Origin of the sequence: Pseudoalteromonas sp. SR43-7, assembly GCF_014163785.1 — a bacterium.
GTDB classification, from domain to species: domain Bacteria; phylum Pseudomonadota; class Gammaproteobacteria; order Enterobacterales; family Alteromonadaceae; genus Pseudoalteromonas; species Pseudoalteromonas distincta.
Genome location: NZ_JACJDY010000009.1, coordinates 49,375 through 73,082, shown reverse-complemented (window position 1 = coordinate 73,082; position 23,708 = coordinate 49,375). Strand labels below are relative to the sequence as shown.

Annotated in this window: 12 protein-coding genes and 7 tRNA genes; 17 read left to right on the top strand and 2 right to left on the bottom strand. The window is 39.8% G+C overall.

Going from position 1 to position 23,708, the window contains the following annotated elements; translation table 11 throughout:
- Positions 1 to 154: 154 nt before the first annotated feature.
- The 8 genes from H5087_RS08750 (at position 155) to H5087_RS08715 (ending at position 2,396) form a co-directional block, all read left to right on the top strand.
- A tRNA-Lys gene (locus tag H5087_RS08750) sits at positions 155 to 230 on the top strand.
- Between the two features lie 85 nt (positions 231 to 315).
- A tRNA-Lys gene (locus H5087_RS08745) sits at positions 316 to 391 on the top strand.
- Between the two features lie 83 nt (positions 392 to 474).
- Positions 475 to 550: transfer RNA gene (locus H5087_RS08740), tRNA-Lys, on the top strand.
- A gap of 24 nt (positions 551 to 574) precedes the next feature.
- Positions 575 to 650: transfer RNA gene (locus H5087_RS08735), tRNA-Lys, on the top strand.
- An 83-nt stretch (positions 651 to 733) separates the two neighbouring features.
- Positions 734 to 809: transfer RNA gene (locus H5087_RS08730), tRNA-Lys, on the top strand.
- A gap of 63 nt (positions 810 to 872) precedes the next feature.
- Positions 873 to 948, top strand: a tRNA-Lys gene (locus H5087_RS08725).
- Positions 949 to 1,089: 141 nt separating this feature from the next.
- On the top strand, positions 1,090 to 2,130 hold the full coding sequence (gene nadA, locus H5087_RS08720; RefSeq protein ID WP_002962419.1) for a quinolinate synthase NadA: 1,041 nt from the start codon (positions 1,090 to 1,092) through the stop codon (positions 2,128 to 2,130).
- Between the two features lie 176 nt (positions 2,131 to 2,306).
- Positions 2,307 to 2,396, top strand: a tRNA-Ser gene (locus tag H5087_RS08715).
- 70 nt (positions 2,397 to 2,466) lie between these two features.
- On the opposite strand, the gene H5087_RS08710 is transcribed toward H5087_RS08715, so the two are convergent.
- Positions 2,467 to 5,145 carry a CHASE domain-containing protein gene (locus H5087_RS08710; protein WP_182671770.1) on the bottom strand — a complete coding sequence of 893 codons (2,679 nt, stop codon included), beginning with the start codon at positions 5,143 to 5,145 and terminating at the stop codon, positions 2,467 to 2,469.
- A gap of 624 nt (positions 5,146 to 5,769) precedes the next feature.
- Between H5087_RS08710 and H5087_RS08705 the strand changes: the two genes are divergently transcribed.
- The gene (locus tag H5087_RS08705; protein ID WP_182671769.1) at positions 5,770 to 7,095 is read left to right on the top strand and encodes an OprD family outer membrane porin; all 1,326 of its coding nucleotides are present in this window, start codon (positions 5,770 to 5,772) and stop codon (positions 7,093 to 7,095) included.
- A 106-nt stretch (positions 7,096 to 7,201) separates the two neighbouring features.
- Entirely contained in the window at positions 7,202 to 8,071 is an 870-nt protein-coding gene (locus tag H5087_RS08700; protein ID WP_182671768.1) for an alpha/beta fold hydrolase, read from the top strand.
- Between the two features lie 66 nt (positions 8,072 to 8,137).
- Here the strand turns inward: H5087_RS08700 and H5087_RS08695 are convergent, their stop codons facing one another.
- On the bottom strand, positions 8,138 to 8,527 hold the full coding sequence (locus H5087_RS08695; protein ID WP_002962412.1) for a DUF2750 domain-containing protein: 390 nt from the start codon (positions 8,525 to 8,527) through the stop codon (positions 8,138 to 8,140).
- Between the two features lie 224 nt (positions 8,528 to 8,751).
- Here H5087_RS08695 and H5087_RS08690 point away from each other — a divergent pair, with 224 nt between their 5' ends.
- The 7 genes from H5087_RS08690 (at position 8,752) to recD (ending at position 23,688) form a co-directional block, all read left to right on the top strand.
- Positions 8,752 to 9,795 (top strand): alkene reductase, encoded by a 1,044-nt coding sequence (locus tag H5087_RS08690; protein WP_182671767.1) that lies wholly within the window; start codon positions 8,752 to 8,754, stop codon positions 9,793 to 9,795.
- Positions 9,796 to 9,989: 194 nt separating this feature from the next.
- Complete coding sequence (locus H5087_RS08685; RefSeq protein WP_182671766.1) at positions 9,990 to 12,359, top strand: TonB-dependent receptor domain-containing protein; 2,370 nt, start codon at positions 9,990 to 9,992, stop codon at positions 12,357 to 12,359.
- A 73-nt stretch (positions 12,360 to 12,432) separates the two neighbouring features.
- Positions 12,433 to 13,560, top strand: a complete 1,128-nt coding sequence (locus H5087_RS08680; RefSeq protein WP_182671765.1) for an alkaline phosphatase family protein — start codon at positions 12,433 to 12,435, stop codon at positions 13,558 to 13,560.
- Positions 13,557 to 14,618 (top strand): alkaline phosphatase D family protein, encoded by a 1,062-nt coding sequence (locus H5087_RS08675; protein ID WP_182671764.1) that lies wholly within the window; start codon positions 13,557 to 13,559, stop codon positions 14,616 to 14,618. Before H5087_RS08680 ends, H5087_RS08675 begins: the two co-directional genes overlap by 4 nt.
- A gap of 160 nt (positions 14,619 to 14,778) precedes the next feature.
- A complete protein-coding gene (gene recC, locus H5087_RS08670) occupies positions 14,779 to 18,078 on the top strand; it encodes an exodeoxyribonuclease V subunit gamma (protein ID WP_182671763.1) in 3,300 nt (1,099 codons plus the stop codon).
- The gene (gene recB, locus H5087_RS08665) at positions 18,065 to 21,643 is read left to right on the top strand and encodes an exodeoxyribonuclease V subunit beta (protein ID WP_182671762.1); all 3,579 of its coding nucleotides are present in this window, start codon (positions 18,065 to 18,067) and stop codon (positions 21,641 to 21,643) included. Before recC ends, recB begins: the two co-directional genes overlap by 14 nt.
- Positions 21,640 to 23,688 (top strand): exodeoxyribonuclease V subunit alpha, encoded by a 2,049-nt coding sequence (gene recD / locus H5087_RS08660; protein WP_182671761.1) that lies wholly within the window; start codon positions 21,640 to 21,642, stop codon positions 23,686 to 23,688. Before recB ends, recD begins: the two co-directional genes overlap by 4 nt.
- Positions 23,689 to 23,708: the final 20 nt, after the last annotated feature.

Below are 23,708 nucleotides of genomic sequence, written 5' to 3'. Positions count from 1 at the left end.
TTAGCTCAGTTGGTAGAGCAGTTGACTTTTAATCAATTGGTCGATGGTTCAAATCCATCATGACCCACCATTCTTTATTCCTTGTGAATACGGTTTGGCATCAATCGGCGGATTTACGTAAGCTTTAACTTAGTAATAAGTTAGCAACTGGAATGGGTTATTAGCTCAGTTGGTAGAGCAGTTGACTTTTAATCAATTGGTCGATGGTTCAAATCCATCATAACCCACCATTCTTTATTCCTTGTGAATAATGACTGGTTCCAATCGGCGGATTTACGCAAAGTAGTAAGTTGCATTTAAACGTAACAATATAGCGGGTCATTAGCTCAGTTGGTAGAGCAGTTGACTTTTAATCAATTGGTCGATGGTTCAAATCCATCATGACCCACCATTCTTTATTCCTTGTGAATACGGTTTGGCATCAATCGGCGGATTTACGTAAGCTTCATTCATAATTGAATAAGTGCATAGAACGGGTTATTAGCTCAGTTGGTAGAGCAGTTGACTTTTAATCAATTGGTCGATGGTTCAAATCCATCATAACCCACCATTCTATGAAAAGTTATATAAGAGCGGGTCATTAGCTCAGTTGGTAGAGCAGTTGACTTTTAATCAATTGGTCGATGGTTCAAATCCATCATGACCCACCATTCTTTATTCCTTATGAATAGTGTTTGGCATCAATCGGCGGATATACGTAAGCTTCATTCATAATTGAATAAGCGCATAGATTGGGTTATTAGCTCAGTTGGTAGAGCAGTTGACTTTTAATCAATTGGTCGATGGTTCAAATCCATCATAACCCACCATTCTATGACAGTTTAATCGGCGGATTTACGCAAGCTTTTTACAAAGCAGATTTATATTAGAGCGGGTCATTAGCTCAGTTGGTAGAGCAGTTGACTTTTAATCAATTGGTCGATGGTTCAAATCCATCATGACCCACCACTCTCTAATACTTTCCTTTATATTCTTTTTTAATTTCCCACTTTATTTTTTATAAACAGCCTTACTAGTTCGCTGTTATTTGCTTTCATATTCTCGTATAATTCGCCCTAATTAATGCACTGTAGATAAGTGGTCGAGAACATGAGTCTAGCTCAAACTATTATGCCTGAAGGTTATATTTTTCCCCCTAAGCCAGCACCGTTAACACAAGACGAGCAAGGCGAATATAAAGCGCGTATAAAACAATTACTAAAAGATAAAAATGCAGTACTTGTTGCCCATTATTATACCGATCCTGAAATTCAAGCACTTGCTGAAGAAACCGGCGGCTGCGTTGCCGACTCGCTAGAAATGGCGCGTTTTGGCGCACGTCACGATGCAGATATGATTATTGTTGCGGGCGTAAAATTTATGGGCGAAACAGCCAAAATTTTAACGCCAAATAAAACGGTTGTTATGCCAACGCTTGAAGCAACATGTTCGTTAGATATTGGCTGCCCGATAGACGAGTTCTCTGCGTTTTGCGATCAGCACCCTGATCGTAAAGTAGTTGTATATGCAAACACCTCTACGGCTGTTAAAGCACGTGCAGATTGGATTGTAACTTCATCCTGTGCACTTGAAATAGTAGAGCACCTCGATGAGCAAGGCGAAAAAATCATTTGGGGCCCAGATAAGCATCTTGGTAGTTATATTCAAAAAAATACCGGTGCTGATATGCTTATGTGGAATGGCGCATGTATTGTACATGACGAGTTTAAAACAAAAGCACTCAAAGACATGAAAGCGCTACACCCAGATGCAGGCGTTTTAGTTCATCCTGAGTCACCAGCAGAAATAGTTGCTCTTGCCGATTCGGTTGGATCTACGAGCCAATTGATCAAAGCAGCGCAAACAATGGACAACAAAAAGTTTATTGTAGCAACTGATCGCGGCATCTTTTATAAAATGCAGCAACTATGTCCAGATAAAGAGTTTTTTGCGGCTCCTACTGCAGGTGAGGGCGCTTCATGTAAAAGTTGCGCACATTGCCCTTGGATGGCAATGAATGGCTTAAAAGCGATTGAAGAAGCCCTCATAAGTCCTAAAGGCAAAGAAGTATTCGTTGATATGGATTTACGCGAAGGCGCTCTTAAATCCTTAAATCGCATGCTTGAGTTTACTGCGAGCATGGCTAAGTAACTTTTAGAGTATAAATTAAAAACGGTTAAGTCTTAGATTTAGCCGTTTTTTTGTGCCTATAGGTAAGTGTTGCTTGATTAGTAAGCATTTAAAGGCCCAAATTTAAAAATGCCTTGCACCTTAAGGGTCTATTTCATACTATAGCGCGCTGTTGCATTACACAATTGCAGCACCGTGGAGGGATGGCTGAGTGGCTGAAGGCGCACGCCTGGAAAGTGTGTTTAGGTTTATCCCTAACGAGGGTTCGAATCCCTCTCCCTCCACCATTATTCTTAGAGCCCAGTTATTAATATCGAAAGGTAACAATAACTGGGTTTTTTAATGCCCTCAGAATGACTAATTATTTACTAAGCAAAGTGTCGATAACATGCCGACAAGTTCATGTTTTTCGATTGGTTTTGAAACGTAACCATCAAATAGCTGCCTGTATATTTCTTTTTGTTCTGTAAAAACATTAGCAGTTAATGCAATAACAATTTGTTCGCTATTAAGCGCCTTAATTTTTTTACATGCCTGAAGACCATCCATTTTTGGCATTTGAATGTCCATAAAAATAATGTCTGGTTTGTGTAACTCGTATAATGAAATCGCTTCTAAACCATTGTTGGCAATAATAATGGTGGCTTTAGTTGGTTCAAGCATCGCAGCTGCAACAAGCTGATTTATTTTATTATCTTCAGCTAATAAAATAATTTTTCCAGATAGGTCAGGAAGCTCAATATTTTTGGTTGTTAATGTGCTGTCATCCACCTGCGCTTGTTTTAATGGTAAGTAGACATAAAACTGACTCCCTGAACCTAACTGGCTTGTTACTTTAATTTCGCCATTCATAAGGCCTATTAATGATTTAGTGATGGGTAAGCCAAGGCCCGTACCACCATATTCACGCGTGGTTGATTGCTCAGCTTGTTCAAAGCGCTCAAACAATCGATCAATTGCTTGCTCAGAGATTCCAATTCCGGTGTCTGATATACAACAACATATTTTTTTTTCGTCGGTTAGCCTAAACGTTACTGTAACGCCACCTTGAGATGTAAACTTAATCGCGTTAGATATTAAGTTTAAAAATACCTGTCTGAGTCTAACTGGGTCGCCCACCCAATGCTTGTGCTCAATATCAATCACAAATTTAAGGTAAATGTTTTTATCTGTTGCTTGCACACCTAAGTCTGACTCTAAGTGATGAATAAGTTCAAAAAAATCAAAAGGCTTATTCTCTAATGAAAGCTTGCCGGCCTCTATTTTAGAAAAATCAAGAATATCGTTAATAATGGTGGTGAGTGCTCGAGTTGAATACAGTGATTTTTTTAAATACTCTTTTGATTTTTCATTAAGCGGTTGTTCTTGTAATAGTTGTAATGTGCCAAGTATACCGTTCATCGGGGTTCGTATTTCGTGGCTCATATTTGCTAAAAATTCAGACTTTGCTTGCGATGCTTGCTCAGCAAGTTCTTTTGAGTGACCAAGGGCTTGCTCGTGGCCAATTTGTTCTGTTAAATCGTAAGCAATACCTAAGTAGCCAACGGTGTCTCCTTCGTTATTTAACAACGAAGTGACACTTAAATTAACTTGTATTTGCTCGCCTGTAGAAGAAATGTATGTCCATTGATTAATATCTGGCTCTGTTGCTGTTGCTTTTAAGATAAATACTTCAAAACCAGGGGTGACAGGTTTATTTAATTCAGCACTAAGTAGTTTAGCCTTTTTTATAATTTCTTCTTTTAAATGAAATATGCCAGGGTTTTTAATGCCAATAACATCTTGCGCTTTGTAGCCTAATAACTTTTCAGAGGCGGGATTAAATAGAGTGATTAAGCCGTTTGTGTCGGTCGCAATAATTGAATAACTAGCACTGTTTAAAATACTTTGTTGGAGCATGCTCATATCGGCTATTTCTTGCGTACGTTGTTTAACTTCGCTTTCTAGTTTTAAATTTGCTTGCTGCAATGCGAGTTTATTTTTTTTAGCCTGAAGTGTTTTTCTCTTAATTCTTTGGTTTCTTCTAAAAATAAACAATTGCATTAAAAAAACTACAAACATACAGCCAATAGTGGCGAAAGAGCCATTAACAATGGCTTGATACCGACTAGGGAGATGAAGGTTATAAATAAAGGCGTCTGAGGCATCAATGGTAATTTTCCACGTTCTACCCATTAATTTTATAATTTTAGTTAATTGATAATCGTTAGTTCTGCTTTTTATGCCATAACTAAAAAAATCAGTCTCAGTATCGTTATTTATATCACTTATCGTTAGTTGATTTTCATCAAGGTGTGAAAGTGAGTCTAAAATTTTATCAATTAACAACGGCGAATATGCCCAACCTAAAAGCTCATTAAGGCGCTGTTTTTTATTATCAGAAATAGTAATGGTTTTATATATTGGCACTAATATTAAAAAGCCTTGTTGTGAGAGTTTATTCGCTTGTACTAAAGTCAGTGGCGCCGTTAATTGGGTTGTATTATTTATGGCAGCATTTAGTGCTGCCTGTTTGCGCATGCTCTCAGATCCAATATCTAATCCAATTGCTTGTAAGTTTTTTTGCTCAGGAAAAATATATTGAATTATAAAATGCTCATCACTAGTCGCTACGAGTGTATTCAAATTAAATGTCTGATCGGGTCTATCGTTTTTTGCATCATTCAAAAATTTATTTAATTGCTCAACGCCAACTTTTTTTATATAGCCAATACCATTAGCTCCAGGGAATTCTTTAGCGTAGTTACGGCTCCCAGAGTAGTTAGTTATGGCTTGATAGTTTAAGTTATTTGCACCTATCCCATGTACAAAGCCCTTTAAACCAAATAGCCCATATTGATACAAATCGAGCCTACTGTTAATACCTGTAGAAAGCGATGATAGGCGGTTATCAAGCGCATTGTTTATTTTATTTTTTATGGCTTCTTGGTGTTTAATATGAGCAAAGTAGGTAAGTATAATGCCCGCAACTAATAAAATGACGTGAGGAAGCAGTGAGATTAATAACCCTTTATTAACCGGTCGTGCTTGAATCATTAATTAATCCTTTTTCATGAGTCGCAGTAAGTGTGTTTCTATTTTAATAACGTGATAAATATAGCACCTATTATTCAAGACACAACTTTGTTATTAATTGGAATGTATATATTTTATAGAGGTTTAGAGTAGGGGGAGTCAAAAAAGTTGATTTTAAGCCTCAAGATAAAATTAAAATACATATAAATATAATAATTTATAAATTCTGCATCACTTTATAGATACCAACAAAAGTAGTAGCAAAAGGCGCTGGTTTTTGTGCCTATTGATTTTTAGAAGAAATCAGCTGCTCATAACTTTACTTAGGTAAGTTTAAATCAAGTAAAATTTAATTAATATTATGAGGCTTTTTTAAATAAAATTAGCGACTTAGATACGAGTGAGCAAGAGGTAATCTTTACCAATTTTTACAATTCATCCGAAATAAAACAAACTCTTACTATTTTATAATATAAAAATTAAAACATTATAAATTTATATTGTTCTATATTTATTAGCATGAAAGAAAGGTAATTACTTGAAATGTAATTACCTTATGACATGTTTGCCGTGTAGGTCAAAAAGCATACACATCCCTATGTGCTGCACAGTAAAAACTTAAAAAACAAGGTAACGGAGATAACTATGGCTCACCGAGTATCTAAATTACTTGCGGCAACAGGCGCAGTATTAACATGCATTTCTATTCCTTCGTATGCTGCTGTTAATGGGCTGACAGTACAAGATGAATTTAATATAAAACTTAGATCAATTTATTTCGACCGTGACTACGATAACGACGCAAGTGACGATTCAACTTTTGCTCAAGGTATAGAGCTCAATTACACATCAGGTTATATAAATGATTTATTGAGTGTGGGTGTATCGACTTACACCGTAATGAATATTAACTCTACAGGTTCAGCCGCAGGTAATATTTTACCAGCAGGTAATGAGAGTGGTGGAGTAGACGATAGCTTTTCTAAATTTGGTCAATATTTTTTAGATTTTAAATTGGGCAAAAACGGTCACGTTAAAGTAGGTGGGCAAAAAACCAAAAGCATGCTTTTAAAAAGCTCAGGCAGCCGTGCTATTCCTAATACTTTTAGAGGCGTTTTTGGCGATTACAAAATTGGCAACACTAAATTATATGGTTACGTATACGATAAATGGAGTCGTCGACATGATGAAAGATGGGAAGACTTTTCTACCGATCAATCGGCACCTGGCGCCATTAGCGTAATTTGGGGCGTAGGTGCTACGCATAAAAAAGACGACATAACATTAGAGGCTGAATATTTAAATTCCCACAATTATCTAAATAAAATGGGATTAAAAATCAGTTACGACATTAAACTTGAGCAAAGTAAGTTAACCCTTTCAACTGGTATATTTACCTCACAAGATGATGGCGATTTATTTGTGACAGGTGCAGAGGGCGGTGATTTAGATGATGAGGATGCACCTGATGCTTTAACAGGTTTAACTAAAAGTGAAAACGATGGATTTGCCTATTACTTAGATGCTGATTGGAAAAAAGATATTTGGAGTGTAGGTGCGGCATTTACTAAGGTAAGTGATGCTTGGATTGAAGATAACTTTAGTGGCGATCATGGTACAAACCCATTTCCAACTCGCTCATTGATTGGTGCCGATTTAACAAATCAAAACGAGGCAACGTGGCAGGCACGTTTTGGCATTGATTTAAAAGCAGTATCGCCAGGTTTAACAACAAAGTTTTACTACACAAGCGGTAGCGATGCTGAAAACTCTGCGCTGGGTAAGTTAGCTGGCACAGCTGATGAAAAATATTGGGCTGTAGATACGCGCTATAAAGTTGAGAAAATAAAAGGCTTAAGTTTGCGCTGGTTATTTGTAGATTATACAACCGAAAAATCAGGCAGCGTTGATGGTGTTAAAGGCGACAGAGCCGACCACCGAGTTTATGTAGATTACACTATTAAATTTTAAAATAACGTTTAATAAGCCAATGCAAATTTATACATTGGTTTTATTTCCTTTATTAATTACCACTATGATAAAACTAACAAATAGATAATAAAAATAAAGCTAATATATGTTTTCTCTTCAACAGTGGCAATCGCAGGGCCAATTCACTCATATTTCTGGCCATCAAATATTTACAAAAATAGCTGGTGATATAACTAAGCCTGCGCTGCTTTTAATACATGGCTTTCCAAGTGCTAGCTGGGATTGGGAAGGTATGTGGCAAACGCTTAGTGAACATTATTTTGTAATTACGCTCGATATGCTAGGTTTTGGTTTGTCAGATAAACCAATAAACGCTACTTATAAAATTACCGAACAAGCCGACTTATATACCCAATTTTTAAAAACGTTAAATATTAATGACGTACATATTTTAGCTCATGACTATGGCGATACAGTGGCTCAAGAGTTATTAGCAAGGCAAGTGGTTAGACAAAGTGACTTTAAAATAAACAGCGTGTGTTTTTTAAATGGTGGGTTATTTCCTGAGGTGCATAAACCATTATTTATACAAAAGCTTTTACTTTCAAAGCTAGGTTGGATAGTGCCAAAATTAATGAATAAACAAAAATTTGCCAATAATTTAGTGACTATTTTTAGTAAAAGTACACCGCCTTCAAAACAAGTGGTAGACACACTTTGGGAGTTGCTAATTTATAAAGATGGTTTAGCCGTTATGCCTAAACTCATTAGTTATATAAAGCAGAGGCAGCAAAACCGAGAACGTTGGGTTGGTGCCATCATAAACAGCAATATACCACTTACGTTTATAGCAGGCGCAGAAGATCCTATCTCTGGTAAGCACATGATTGAACATTATAAAAAGCTTATTCCCAATGCGCGCGTACAAGAGTTTGTAGAGCTTGGGCATTATCCGCAAGTAGAAAATCCAGATGCTATTACGCAGGCTTATTTGGATTTTAGAAATTGCCAATAAAAACGCGGCACTAAATTAAGTGCCGCGTTTATAAATTAATAACTCTGAGTATTTAGGCTTTGAACCTTAATATTTTTTCTTCGGTGCTTTTAATTGTTTTTCAAACTCGTCTGAAAACAATATCGTGCCGTCGTCTTCCTCTGTAGGGAAGGCTGCAATAAGTAGGTCATCTTCTTCAAGGCCTGGTGTCCAGCGACTAAACCAGTCAGCAAGTGGAATTGCTTTAGCGCTGCAGCCAGCCCATTCGCCAGTTGCCCATGCTTCTGCAAATTCGCGAGTTGGCCAAACTGGCACACAGTCGTCATCTTCGTTGGCAAGCATAACGCAGCCATCATCGTCGTTTAAAATCCATACTTGTTTAAATTGTTGTACGGTTTCGAACATATAGGCTAGGCGTTTTTTTGCCCCAAGCCCTAAAATTACAGCTTGTTCTTCGCTTAAATTTGGCGTTGTCATAATTAGCTCACTCTTAATTACTATATCTAAATTATATGCACACAAGTATATCGAGTTATATGACAGAGTGTTGAAAAGTTGCTATTTAATTTCAGCAATGCAGATCTAATTTGTATATTGAACAGTATAAGTCACAACTAATTTGAGCGATCATTCAAAATAAGCTTGAATGTTTGTAAAAAGGCCACATTGTAGTAAGCATATACTTAATGAAGGATTGAAAAATGACTACTGATCTACTTGCTCCGTTTAAACTAAATAATACGATTGAGCTTAAAAACCGCGTACTTATGGCACCATTAACGCGTTGTATGGCTGACGATAACTTAGTGCCAACACAAAATATGGTTGAATATTATGCTCGCCGTGCCGAAACCGGTTTAATTATTAGCGAAGCAACTATTATTCGTCCAGATGCGCAAGGTTACCCAAATACACCTGGTTTATTTACCAGTGAGCAAATTCAAGGTTGGAAAAAAGTAACTGATGCAGTGCACGCTAATGGCGGCAAAATGTTTGCACAGCTTTGGCATGTTGGCCGTGTTGCACATCCTCACTTTTTTGATGGCGATGTACTGGCACCATCGGCAATTGGCGTTGAAGGCTCTGTACCTCGTATGCGTGAGCTTACATACATCACACCAAAAGCAGCGACTATAGATGACATTAAGGGCCTAGTAGCTGATTACGCAAAAGCGGCAGAAAATGCGATTGAAGCGGGTTTTGACGGGGTAGAAATTCACGGTGCTAACGGGTATTTGATTGACCAGTTTTTACATTACGCTGCAAATACACGCAGCGACGAATACGGTCAAACGCCTGAAAATATGTCGCGTTTTGCACTAGAAGTAACCGATGCAGTTATCGCCGCTGTAGGTAATGAGCGTACTGCTTTACGTGTTACACCGGGTGCTTATTTTAATATGAGCGAAGATAGCCGTGATAAAGCGGTATTCGATTACTTATTACCAGAGCTTGAGAAGAGAGATTTAGCATACTTACACGGCGGTATTTTTGACGACAGTACAACGTTTGAATCGCTTGAAGGTAAAACGACGTCTGAATTTTTACGTGCAGGCTACAAAGGTACATTAGTAGGCGTAGGCAGCTATACTTTTGAGTCAGCAAAAGAGGCAATTAACGATGCTAAGTTTGATTTAATCGCTATTGGTCGTCCACTTATCGCAAACCCAGATTACATTAGCAAAATTGCAAACGGTGAAGAGTTAGTACCTTACAGCGATGAAATGCTAGCTGAATTGAAGTAACAGCTAAATATTATATTTAGTTATTAAGGCACCCAAAGTTAAATCTTTGAGTGTCTTTTTTTGTACATATTCCCGCCATAAATCTTCCATATTTGTTTAACCTTTATGTAAATAAAGTTCATCCTCGTTGTCATGTTTAAAATCCATACTGTGCTCGTTTTCATATTTCATAATTAAAACTAAACGGGACAACAATGTACGCTTTAAAAAACAAATCGCTATTGAGCATGGCAGTTGCTATGGCGGTATCAACATCTACTTATGCTAACGACAACACCATAGAAGAAGTAACCGTGGTTGCTAAACCAACGAGCTACGCTAACAATGTTATTGAGCCTGCAATGCTTGAGCAACAAAGTTCGGTATCGAGCATATTATCGGTTATTGATAATTTACCAGGGATTAGCATAAACGAAGGTGATGCATTTGGTGGCGACGATTGGTCTACTACAATCACTATGCGTGGTTTTAGTATTGATGGAAACCAACAACAATTAGGTATGACCGTTGATGGCATTCCCAATGGTGGCTCTAATTACGGCGGTGGTGCTAAAGCTAACCGTTACTTGGAGAGTGAAAATTTAGCAACAGTAGAAGTAGGTCAAGGTACGTCTGATATTAAGTCGGCTTCACTTGAAGCACTAGGCGGGACATTTAACTTTGTAAGTAAAGACCCAAGCCTTGAAAAAGGCACTACCTTTGCTTATACATCAGGCAGTCACGATGCCACGCGTTATTATATTAAACACGAAACAGGCACTGTTTTTAATAACACACAAGCGTACGTAAGTTACTCGCAAACAGATACAAGCCGCTGGATTGGTTCAGGCAGTAATGGGGGCAAAGACAACCAACACGCTGAGCTTAAGTTTGTATCTAATTTTGACGATTTAACGCTCACTGGTCGTTTATCTTACGATGATGTAAGCGAGACAAACTATAACAGCGTAAGCCTTGAGCAGTTTGAACAAACACCCGATTGGGATCAGCTAACATGGAATTGGACGGGAGTTCCGCACTTTGACCAAATGTTTGCAGAAGGTTGGGGAACGCTTCGTGAAAATACCTTAGGCTATTTAAAATTTGAATACGCGATTTCAGCAACTTCATTATTAACTGTTAGCCCTTATTATCATAAAAATTCAGGTCGCGGCGATTGGATCCCACCTTATTTAACAACGCCTGTTGATGAAAATGGCGACCCAACAACCGAGGGTGGCACTAATGCAGGCTCTTATGGTTTTGCTGATAGTGAAGGCAACCCGCTTGCACCCAATGCCGATTGTACGCAAAGTTTGAGCTGGCCATGGGAGTCGGGTCCTGGTTTAAATCCTGCGTGTTACGATGCAACAGCAACGCCGGTTATGTCTTACCGCCATACGCATTACAACAAAGATCGTTTAGGTGTAACGGCAAATTACCAAGCTACATTTGGTGATCACGATATAGAAGCGGGCTTTTGGTATGAGCAAAGTGAGCGTGATGAATCGCGTGATTGGCACAAAGTAATTGACGCGCGTATTTATCATCACTTTGATAGCACGCCTTACTGGACACAATACAAAAACACTTTTGATACCGATACATTCAAATGGTACTTACAAGACTCGATTAATTTTGGTGACTTAACATTAAATATTGGTGCAAAACAGTATTTAGTTGAATTACAAAAGTATGACCACTTTGCTAACGAAAGATCAGATAAAGTAGATAGCGACTCAGACGTGTTATTTAGCGGTGGCGTATTGTATCAACTAAATAACAGCACAGAATTATTTGCTAGTTACAGCGAGAATTTTTCAGCAATAAAAGACGGTGTGCTTGAGCGAGATAGCTCAACACTTACAAACATAGAGCCAGAAACTGCCGACAACATCGACTTTGGTGTACGTTACCAAGCCGACAGATTAACCCTTACAGCAACGGCTTACAGTGTTAAGTTTGATAACCGCATTACCTTTATTGCCCCTGGTAGTGGCACAGACGGCATTGATTACACCATTGGTACAAATGGCTCGTACGTAAATGTAGGGGGGATTGACTCAAATGGGCTTGAGCTTGCAGCAAGCTATATGTTAACACCAAGCTGGAGTGTGTACTCGTCGTATACAAATAGCAGTTCTGAGTATTCATCCGATGATCCAAATGCATACGATTCACAGGGTGTAATATTAAGAGATGAAAGTGGTAATGAGGTAGCACCGAGCTTTAGAAAAGGCGACAGCATAATAGATTCATCAGAAGATTTATTTGTGGTATCTACCGATTACTTTAGCGATGGCTTTCGTGTTGGTTTATCCGCTAAATACACCGGTGAGCGCTTAGGTGCATGGCAAGACGAAGACACTCGCACCCGTAATAAAGTAGACGGCTACACCGTACTTGATTTTAATGCAGGTTATTCAACTGACGTAGATGCAGGTCCGTTTAAAGCCATTGACGTATCGTTTGTTGTTTATAACGTTACTGACAAAAGCTACTTAGCAGGTGGTACTGGTAACGGCGCTACTTATTACATTGGCGCGCCTCGCACCGCAGCAGTTACATTTACCGCTGACTTTTAATTAGGTTTTAGTAATTGAATTAATATAAAGCCCATCATTGATGGGCTTTATTATATGAAAGGGCGCAAACGCGATGAAAACAATTATAAAAGTAACACTATTTAGCTTAAGTGTATTAGCGAGCAACTTTGCAACAGCAGCGCAAAATGTAGTGCTGGTAACGCTTGATGGAGTACGCTGGCAAGAAGTATTTTATGGGGCTGATAATAGCTTAATTAATAATACTGATTTTGTTAAAAAGCCAGAGCAATTAAATACGCAATTTTGGGCAAAAACAGCGAATGAGCGCCAGCAATTATTAATGCCTTTTTTAACTCAAGTAGTGGCTAAAAAAGGGATTATAATTGGCGATAGAGCTAACGGCTCTACTATGTCGGTAAGTAACCCGTGGTATTTTTCATACCCTGGTTATAACGAAATACTCACCGGTGAAGTTGACGAAAATATAAATAGTAATAACAAAGTGCTCAACCCAAATAAAACTATTTTAGAGCGTTTAGATAAGTTACCTGAGTTTAAAAGTAGCACAGCCTTATTTGGCAGTTGGGATGTATTTCCATACATTGTAAATACTAAGCGCAGTAACGTGTATGTAAATGCAGGTTTTATGTCAATTGAAGAGAATTTATTCACAGATGCGCCACTGTTAAATGCGCTACAAAACGAAATCCCCAGTCCTTGGTATAACGTACGACTAGACAGTTTTACATACCGCTTTGCTAAAGCGTATATGTTGGCTAAAAAGCCTAAGTTGTTAGTGATAAGTTTAGGCGAAACCGATGACTTTGCGCATGATGGTCATTACGATCAATACCTTAAATCGGCAAGGCAAAGTGACGCGTTTATAAAAGACTTATGGGCAACCATTCAAACTACAGCGGGTTATAAAAATAACACCACACTAATTATTACTACTGATCACGGCCGTGGCAATAATGCCAACGATTGGCAACATCACAGCTCTAAACGTGCACTTGCTGAGCTAGAGTTAGGTGAAAATACCTACCCAGAAGGAATTGTCGGCTCTGAACATATTTGGCTTGCGGCCATTGGCCCCGCAATAAAAGGTAGTGGCTTAATTAAAACTAAAAATGAGCTTAAACAAGCGCAAATAGCGGCGACCGTTTTAAAGGCGCTTGGGCAAAACCCAAATGAAATAAATTCAAATATGGCGCCTGCTATTAGCGAGATTTTAAAATGAAGAACCTATTAAAACCATTAACCCTATTTGCCTTGGTGTTGAGTTTGGTTATTAGTACAGGTGTTACTGCCGCGCCATCTAAAATTCTATTTGGTTCGTGTGGGCATCAAGATAAAAAGATACCCATATTTAATGCAATTAACAAAGAGAAAGGCGATTTGTTTATATTTTTGGGTGACAATATCTACGGCGATACCAACGATATGGATGTACTTGCCGATAAGTACCAACGTTTAGGGGCAAAGCCTGGTTTTAAAACGTTAAAAGCGCAAACGCCTATTATTGCTATGTGGGATGACCACGATTATGGCCAAAACGATGCAGGTAAAGAGTATCCGCATAAAGAGCAATCACGCCAAATTATGCTTAATTTTTGGGGTGAGCCTGCAAACTCAGCGCGTCGCACTCGCTCTGATGGAATTTATACCTCGTACATGTATGGTGAAAATGAGCAAACCATACAAGTAATAATGCCTGATTTACGTTGGAACCGTGATGCGTTAAACCATGTAGGTGAGCTTGAATACTACACTAAACGTAAGTTAAATAACCAAGGCCCGTATAGTCCTAGTGAAGTGAAGGGCGCATCAATGCTAGGTGAAGCCCAGTGGCAATGGCTTGAACAAGAGCTTAAAAAGCCTGCTGCAATTAAATTGATTGCCTCAAGCTTACAGCTTTCACCCGATTTTACAGGTTGGGAGTCATGGGCAAACTTTCCTGAAGATAGAAATCGTTTATTTGCATTGATTAAAAAGCATAAAGTAAATGGGGTCGTGATCATCAGCGGCGATACGCACTGGGGTGAAATATCAAAGTATCAGCAAAACCTTGATTACCCATTAATTGAGATGACCAGCTCAGGCTTAACTGAAAAATGGAAAGACGTAAGCCCTAACAAGCACCGAGTAGGGAATTATACTCATAACGTAAATTACGGTGATTTAAGCATAGACTGGCAGCAAACTGATCCCACTATTTCACTTAAATTAAAAGGCATTGATGGCCAAGTAATAATGCAAAGTGACTTTAGTTTATCAAGTATTAGCCCTTATAAATAACATTACTCTATAAACAAAAACGCACAGTGATCAAAATTAATGCTGTGCGTTTAAATTACTTGCTAACTCTCTGATTTATTAATATCAATTACCTGTTTGCGCTACCCCTAATATTGAAAATATCTTACACTGGTTTTATCTCAAGCAAGGTCAGTGTTATATGCTAAATATTATTCAATCAAACCGGATGGAAGCCCTGCAAGCGCAGTTCCACCAGCTGTTAAAAATAAACCCATTGCAAAGCCCGTTCGACAAAGAAGTGGTGCTAGTGCAATCGCCGGGTATGTCGCAGTGGTTAAAAATAGGTTTGAGCGAAAACTTAGGGGTCGCAGCGCAGGTAGATTTTCCGCTGCCGTCGAGCTTTATTTGGCAGTTGTATCAGCAATTACTGCCAAATGTCCCTAAAGAGTCGGCATTTAATAAGCCCAACCTTGCTTGGAAACTGTTTGCAATTTTACCAAACTGTATTGATGAGCCATTATATTTGCCGCTAAAAACCTATTTAGAGGGCGATATTGACGGGCAAAAAACCTTTGCGCTATGTGAAAAAATAGCCGACGTGTACGACCAATATTTAATGTACCGACCACACTGGATAGCCACATGGGATAGCGGCAAAGATGAGCTTGATGACGTAGATGTAGCCATTGCCCCATGGCAACCTGATTTATGGCGACGCATTGTAAAACTAAGCCAAGAGCTTGGGCAAAGCCAATTTCATCGCGCTAACATGCAAGGGCAATTACTTGCAGCACTTGAGACCATGGATAATAGCATACTGCCACAACGCATTAGTTTATTTGGTATATCGGCGATTGCCAGCTCCCAGCTTGAGGTGTTTGAAGCACTGAGTAAAAAAACAGAGGTTATATTATTCTTTTTTAACCCAAGTGAGCACTACTGGGGCGATATCATAGATGAAAAAACAGCAGCTAAAATAAGCGCTAAATACGCCAAAATGCCGCTGGTGGAAGCGCAACAAAAAAAACAAACCAATCCAGATGAAGAATACTACTTTATTGGTAATCCGTTGTTATCGTCGTGGGGTAAATTAGGCCGCGACTATTTTGAACAACTTGTACAGTTAGATGCCCGTTGGATTGATGGTTTTATTGATGTGTTTGACGACACCTTACTAGGGCAAGTACAAAGCGAGATTTATCAGCTTGCGTTTAAAGGCGAATCGCTGACCGATAACAAAGAGTGGTTTATAAACGACGAAGGTAAGTTACCAATCAGCGCAACCGACACCAGTATTACGCTCAGCGATTGCCATACACCGCTCAGAGAAGTTGAGCGCTTGCACGACTACTTACTTAACTTATTTAATCAAAACCCAACGCTTACTCCCAAAGACATAATTGTCATGATGCCCGATGTAGGCACTTACAGCCCTTATATTGAAGCTGTATTTGGCGGGGCGCAAGGCAGCCGTTTTATTCCGTACGCATTAGCCGATTTAGCCATAGAGCAAGAAAAGCCCGTGCTTAGTTCATTTGCGAGTTTAGCTAACTTACCGTTTTCGCGCTTTGGTGTGTCGGATATTCTCGATTTATTACAAGTGACGCAAATAGCCGAAAAGTTTGGGCTTGAAGCGCACGAATACGAGCAAATTCAATATTGGCTTGAACGTGTAGGGGTAAAATGGGGTATAAACGCAGCGCATAAAAGCAGCTTTGATTTACCCGCTATCGATTTAAATACCTGGCAACATGGGCTCAACCGTTTACTGCTTGGTATAGCCATGCGCGACGAACAATGCCCGTTTAACGGTATTTACAGCGCTGATGAAGTAGAAGGCATGGCGCTTGATACACTTAACAAGCTCGTACATTTTATTGATGTACTGCAAAGCTTTAAAGAGCAGCTAACGCCCGATGATACGCTCACTAATAAAGCGCATATTTTAAGCGAGCTATTAAACGCCATATACGAAAGTGAAAGCGACGACAGCTGGGATTTATTAGTACTTCAAAACGTGCTCGAAGAGTTACAAAAACACCACGACAACGGCGATTACAGTAAAGCAGTTTCGCAGCGTATTGTTAGTTACTTAGTTAAACAAGGCATTCAAGAAAAAGGCGTAGGGCAGCGGTTTTTGGTTGGGCAAGTAAACTTTTGTACGCTTATGCCCATGCGCGCCGTACCATTTAAAGTGGTATGCATGCTGGGCTTAAACGATGCTGACTACCCGCGTAACGTACAGCCTATTGGTTTTGACTTAGTGCCTTATTCTAAAAAGCAAAAAGGTGACCGATCACGTAAATTAGATGACCGCTACTTATTTTTAGAAGCGCTACTGAGTGCCCGCGACAACTTATACATGAGTTACATTGGTCGCTCGTGTTTTGATAACCAACCGCGCATGCCATCAACCCTTGTAAGCGAGCTGTTAGAATATATTGGGCGTAGTTTTGTATTAAGCGAAAAGAGTGAAAAAACGCTGCCCGCATGTCTAATTAATCAGCAGCATTTACAGCCCTTTAATAGCCATTACTATTTAGCCGATGAGCAAGCAAATACTGTGCTGAGCAACCACAGTTACAATCCAATTTGGCTGCCAAGTGAGTCAATTAAAGCAGAGCCAGTTATTGCGCTTGATGTGACTGTGCCAGATCAGCTAGATCTTGATGTGTTTATTAGAAGTGTGTGCAGCGCACAAGAGAGCTTTTATCAACAAACATTGGGCTTACGCCTGCCACAATTTAACGAAGTAGCAAAAGACGAAGAACCCTTTAGCCTAGATGCGCTGCGCCGTTATTTTTACCTTGATGAAATACTTAAAGCCAATATAAACGAGCAACCCCTAAGTACCGAGCAAATACTGCAGCGGGGTGAGTTACCTCAAGCCAATGTAGGCAGTCTCATATTTGAGAGTATGGAGCACCGAGTTGACGCGCTTGCAGGGCAAGTAAAAGAGCACATTAAAGGCGGGAAAAGTGAGCCAATAGAAGTTTTGCTTACCATTGAAGGCACTAAAATAGAGGGCTGGCTCAATCATGTGTATTTGCAAAAACAAGTGTTTTACCGCAGTGCGAGTATTAAAGCGAAAGATTTAATTAAAGGCTTTATTTATCACCTCGCAGCGCAAAGTATGGATCAACAAGTAGAAACATTGTTACTTGGGCTTGATAAGCAAATTACCTTTGCGCCAATTAATAAAGCTGATGCCGATGCATTGTTACTTGATTGGTTTGAGTTATACAAAGCGCTGCGCGCGGAGCCTGTGCCGTTCTTTCCGGTAAGTGGTTATGAATACGTTAAAAGCGGCGGCGATATAACAAAAGCAATGAGCAAATTTAGCCCGCAATACATAGGGCGAGGCGAGGGCGAAAATCCGTATATTCGCTTAACGGTGCAATCGCTAAATGACTGCCAAGAAGAATTTATAAAATGGAGTGATAAATTGCTCACGCCTTTATTTGAACACGCAAAGGAGAGTGACCATGCAAGCACTTAATCCTCTTACTATGCCGCTCATTGGTCAAAGTTTAATAGAAGCCAGTGCGGGTACCGGCAAAACCTATACGATTACGGGGCTGTATTTACGTTACTTACTAGGTATGCAAATAGAAGGTGAGTTAAGTACGCCGCTCAGTGTTGAGCAAATTTTGGTTGTAACCTTTACCGACGCCGCCACCCAAGAAATTAAAGACCGCGTACGCAGCCGAATTATTGCTGCGCGCGACGCATTGCTTGGGCAAGACCCAAACGACGAACTCATTGAAGGCGTAATTGCCAAAATTGATGATAAGCACCGCGCGTTTGATTTGCTCGATGCAGCTGCTAAATCAATGGACGAAGCCGCTATTTTTACTATTCATGGCTTTTGTCAGCGGATGCTAAAACAACATGCGTTTGAGTCGGGAGTGGCGTTTAATCTCGAATTTATTTTAGATGAGCGCGACATATTACTTGAAACCATTAAAGATTTTTGGCGTGCGTTTGTATACCCACTTAATAAAGAACGCACCGATGCTATTTTAGATGTATTTGCCGCACCAGAGTCTTTATTCGCTCAAGTGGCGAGCATTTTAAACAAAGCTAATGCACACATTACACCACAAATAAATTTAGATGATGTATGGAAAGCCCGTGACGAGTACATAACCCGTGTGCCTGCATTTAAAAAAGCGGTGTTAGAGCAAGAGTTTATCGGTGCTATTAAAAGCTCGGGTTTAAGCGGGTCTAAAACGCCAGCACGAAAAGGCAGCCTTGGTGCGCTTGAAGCATTTTGTTTAGGCGGCGATTTGTTTTTTGAATTTGGCACTAGCAAGTATTCGTTTGAAGTGTGGAGTACAGAAAACTTAAGCGATGTGAGCAATTATAAAAAAAATCAGCCATTATTTGTGCATCCATTACTGAGTCAGTTTGACGAGCTTGCCGCCCTTAACAACACCATAAACCAAGGGCTAAAAATAGCGGTTGTACAACATGCAGCACGCTGGGTAAAAGCCGCAATAGTTAAGCGCAAGCAAGAGCAAAGCGTTATCACCCCAGATGACTTATTGACCAATTTACACAGTGCGCTTAATAACGAGCAAGGCGACGTACTAGCGCAAAAAATTGCGCAGTTGTTCCCGGTTGCCATGATTGATGAATTCCAAGATACCGATCCGATTCAGTACGGTATTTTTAGTAAAATTTATGGGCAACAAAATACCACGCTTGCCATGATAGGCGACCCTAAACAAGCTATTTATGGCTTTAGGGGCGCAGATATTTTTACCTATATTGGCGCAAAAGAAGCTGTACAGACTGATCAGCAATTTACGCTGGGTACTAACTTTCGCTCAAGCACCGATATAGTCAATAGCGTTAATAGTTTATTTGGCAAACACGCTAACAGCTTTATTTATAACGACGCCATCCCCTTTAACGCAGTAGCTGCTAAAGGTAAAAAAGCGGAAGACTCTTTTTTAATTGATGGCAAACCCACGACCGCATTCGAATTTAATGTATTTGTGGATGAAGCCGCAGACGAAAAAAACAAACCAACCAACAAAGGTGTAGGGCAAGCACATTTAGCCACTCACTTTGCTAATAAAATAGTGATCCTGCTTGAAAAAGCAAAACAAGGGGATGCGTGTATTGGCAGTACCCCTGTCAGCGCTGCCGATATTTGTATATTAGTGCGCGACCGTGTTGAAGCGCAAATAATGAAAAAAGCGCTAGGTGATGCCAAAATTTCCAGCGTGTATTTATCGCGCGAGAGCGTTTTTAGCCAAGAGCTTAGCCATCACCTACTTAACTTTTTAACAGCGCTGCATGGACAATATGATGAGTCATTGCTGCGCGGTGTTTTAGCTGGTCCGCTATTTTGTTTAAGTTATAACGAAATACATGCACTCGCTGATGATGAAAATAAATGGCAAGACTACTTAAACTTTTTTGCACAACTTAGCCACATTTGGAACAAGCAAGGCGCTATGGCAATGCTTGAGCGCTTAATGAGCCATAACCAACTTAGCGCTAAATGGCAAGGGTTAGGATATAACGTTGAGCGTTGGCTGACGGACTTTAGGCACTTGGGCGAAATACTTCAGCAAAAACAAATAGAGCTTGAAGGCACGCTGCGTTTACTGCGATGGTTTGCACAAAAGGTAAGCCAACAAGACGGTGAAACAGTACAGGTACGCCTAGAAAGTGACGCCAACTTAGTTAAAATTGTCACTATGCATGCCTCAAAAGGGCTTGAATACCCTTTGGTATTTATGCCGTTTGCCAGTGGCTATCGCGAAACAAAAGAAGCGCTTTATCATAATAATGGCAAGCTAGTTTACGATTTAAGTAAAGACGAAGATGCCCTTCAAAAAGCAGAACAAGAACGCCTAGCTGAAGATTTACGCCTGCTTTATGTAGCACTTACTCGCGCCGTACATTTTTGTGCGCTTGGTGTTTATAACATAGGGCAAGGACAAAGTAGCCGCTTGGCTATGCAAAGTAGTGCACTTGGGCATGTTTTATTTGCAGGGCTTGAACTTGCCAGTAGCCAAACATGGCGCACGCATTTAAGTGAGTTTTGCGACGCTAACAGCGCGATGAGCTATCAGCAATTTACCTCACAAACATTATTAGAGCAGGGAACACTTTGTTTTAATAACAGTGAAAGTGCGCAGCAAACGTTAAGTGTTAATAAAGTAACAGCAAATATTGAACGTAACTGGCGAGCAACCAGCTTTAGTGCGTTGAGCTTTAAAAAGCACAGCGACCAATTAGCCCCAGGGCGAAGTGATGAAGATCACGAAAAAGACGAGTTTGCAGTGCAAGAGGACGAACTACCATCACCTTATAGTTTTCCTAAAGGGGCAAAGCCTGGTAGCTGTTTACACGAAATATTTGAACAAATAGATTTTACTAGCCCAATAGTTCACCCAACTAATACCGAGCAAAACTTATCTGAAGTAGTTAAGCGCAGCCTTGAAAAGTACCACATAGGTGATCAATGGCGAGAAGTGGCTGAAAAGTGGGTACTTGATGTTCTTGCGTGCCCCCTAGATAACAGTTCTTTAGAAAAAAGCCTTCTTTCATTGGGTGTGCTTACACCCAGAGATTGCCTAGTCGAAATGGAATTTAATTTACCTCTTGAGAGCTTAAGTGCACCAAAGCTAAACGAAATGCTGGTTAAACATTTTGGTTTTACACAAAGTAAGCTTGAATTTTCGCACGTAAAGGGCTTGTTAAAAGGCTTTGTCGATTTAATATTTTGCTACCAAGGCAAATATTATATTTTAGATTATAAGTCTAATTATTTAGGTAGCACGCCAGCTGATTACGAGAGCGACATGCTTGAGCAAGCGATGAGCAGTCATCAGTATCATTTACAGTATTTAATCTACACGGTAGCGCTGCATCGTTTATTAAAACAACGTATAGCTGATTACTCAATAGAAACCCATTTAGGCGGCGTGTATTACACGTTTTTACGTGGGATGCCGGCAGGGCAAGGCGTGTACTTTAAAAAGCTAACTGAAGAACAAGTGATTATTTTAGATGGCTTATTTAGCCAAGGAGCCATGCTATGAGCGATTTAAATGAGCAACCTGGCTTGTTTGACGATATAGACGAGACACTTAATAATGAAGCCGTAGAGCCTCTTACTTCAAAAAATGTAGCACAAGATGTCCCATTAGAGGACATTGTGTTAAATAATACTATTATCGAAGTCCCGTTACTTGAATATTTATTAGCGCAAAATAGACTACGTGTGGTTGATGTTAAACTCGCTGAATTACTGTGTGCTAATGACATTGAGCAAACACATAATGAGCTGTTTTATATTATTTTATTACTGTGCTTATCGCAGCAAAGTCAGCATAGCTGCCTAACTTTAAATGAGGTTGACTGGAGCAATCCTTTTAACTTGCGCAAAAGCGACTTTAATAAACTAGATGGCAATGTACCCAGTACGCTAAGCCCGTTTAGTGATGACTTTAATGTACATACAGCGCTCAGTTATTTACAAAACCATGAAAGCGTGGGCGAGAGTAAACCACTGCAACTGTTTAAAGAGCGACTTTATTTTGCGCGCCTTGCCGGTTATGAGCAAACACTCGCTGACAGATTATTAAGTATGAGCGAGCGAAAGCTCAATATTAATAATGAAATATTGGCAGAACTTTTAAATACCTATTTTCCTGCTGATTCTGCAATTGAAACTGATTGGCAAAAAGTGGCGTGTGCGATTGCTGCCACCAAAGGCTTTAGCGTGATCACGGGTGGTCCAGGTACCGGTAAAACTACCACAGTGACTAAGTTGTTGGCTATTTTGCAGTCACTTTATAAAACCGCGCCGCTTAGCATTAAGCTGGTGGCACCGACAGGTAAAGCCGCTGCACGTTTAAGTGAGTCTATTTTAGGCGCTAAAAATAAGCTCACAACGATTCCTGATGATATAAAAACGCTGATACCGCAAAACGCTCAAACTATTCATCGCTTATTAGGCGTAAAACCGTTTACTAATAAATTCAGACATAACAAAAGCAATCCACTGCATTTAGATGTGCTGATTATTGACGAAGCCAGTATGGTCGATTTATCGCTGATGGCTAAATTAATAGAAGCACTGCCTGCGCATGCGAGATTAATACTCCTAGGTGACAAAGACCAGCTTGCCTCGGTAGATACTGGCAGCGTAATGAGCGATTTATGCCAAGGTTTAACACTTGGGCAAACGCCACGCTACTCGCAAGCACGTTGTGATGAGCTAAATAGCTTATGTTTTAATAATGAGCCTAAGCTCGTAGCGCAAAGCGTGAGTGAATTTATACTCGCAGATTGCGTTGCCTTTTTACAGCACAGTTATCGATTTGATGCACAAAGCGGCATTGGTCAACTCGCACTTGCGGTAAACACAAATAACACCGGTATTTTAAATTACGTTGAGCAAGAAAGTACCGAAGGGCGTTTTAACGATGTAATTTTAGATTACGACTTTGTAGCGAAACCAATTGAAAAGCTTGTTAAAAGTGCAGCAAGTCATTATGCAAAATACCTTAACTTAATTGCCCAAGGTGCAGATGTTGCTCAGGTGCATGCTGCTTTTGCTAGTTATCAGCTTTTAGCTGCGGTACGAGAGGGCGATTACGGCGTGCATAGCTTAAATCAGCGAATAGAGCGCGTATTGCAACAGCAAGGTTTAATAACAGTTAGCCCTAATACTCATCATTATACAGGCATGCCCATTATGGTGAGCCAAAACGATTACCAGCTTAAGTTATTTAACGGCGATATTGGTATTTTAATGCCCGATGAAAGCAATCAGCTCAAAGCCATATTTATTGACGAGCAAGGTAATCAACGAGCATTTTCGCCAGCACGACTCCCTGCACACGATAAAGTATACGTAATGACTATTCATAAATCACAAGGTTCAGAGTTTAGTTACACCGCTATGGTACTGCCACCGCTAAAACAAGCGCGCATGGGTATTAACAGGCAATTAGTGTATACGGGAATAACCCGCGCTAAAAATAAGTTTGAGCTGGTGGCTGACAAAAAAGTACTGCAACTAGCAATGAATAAAAGCGTATCAAGAGCATCTGGTTTATATGAAAGGTTACAATTTTAAGCTTAATTTGAATTTTTTAT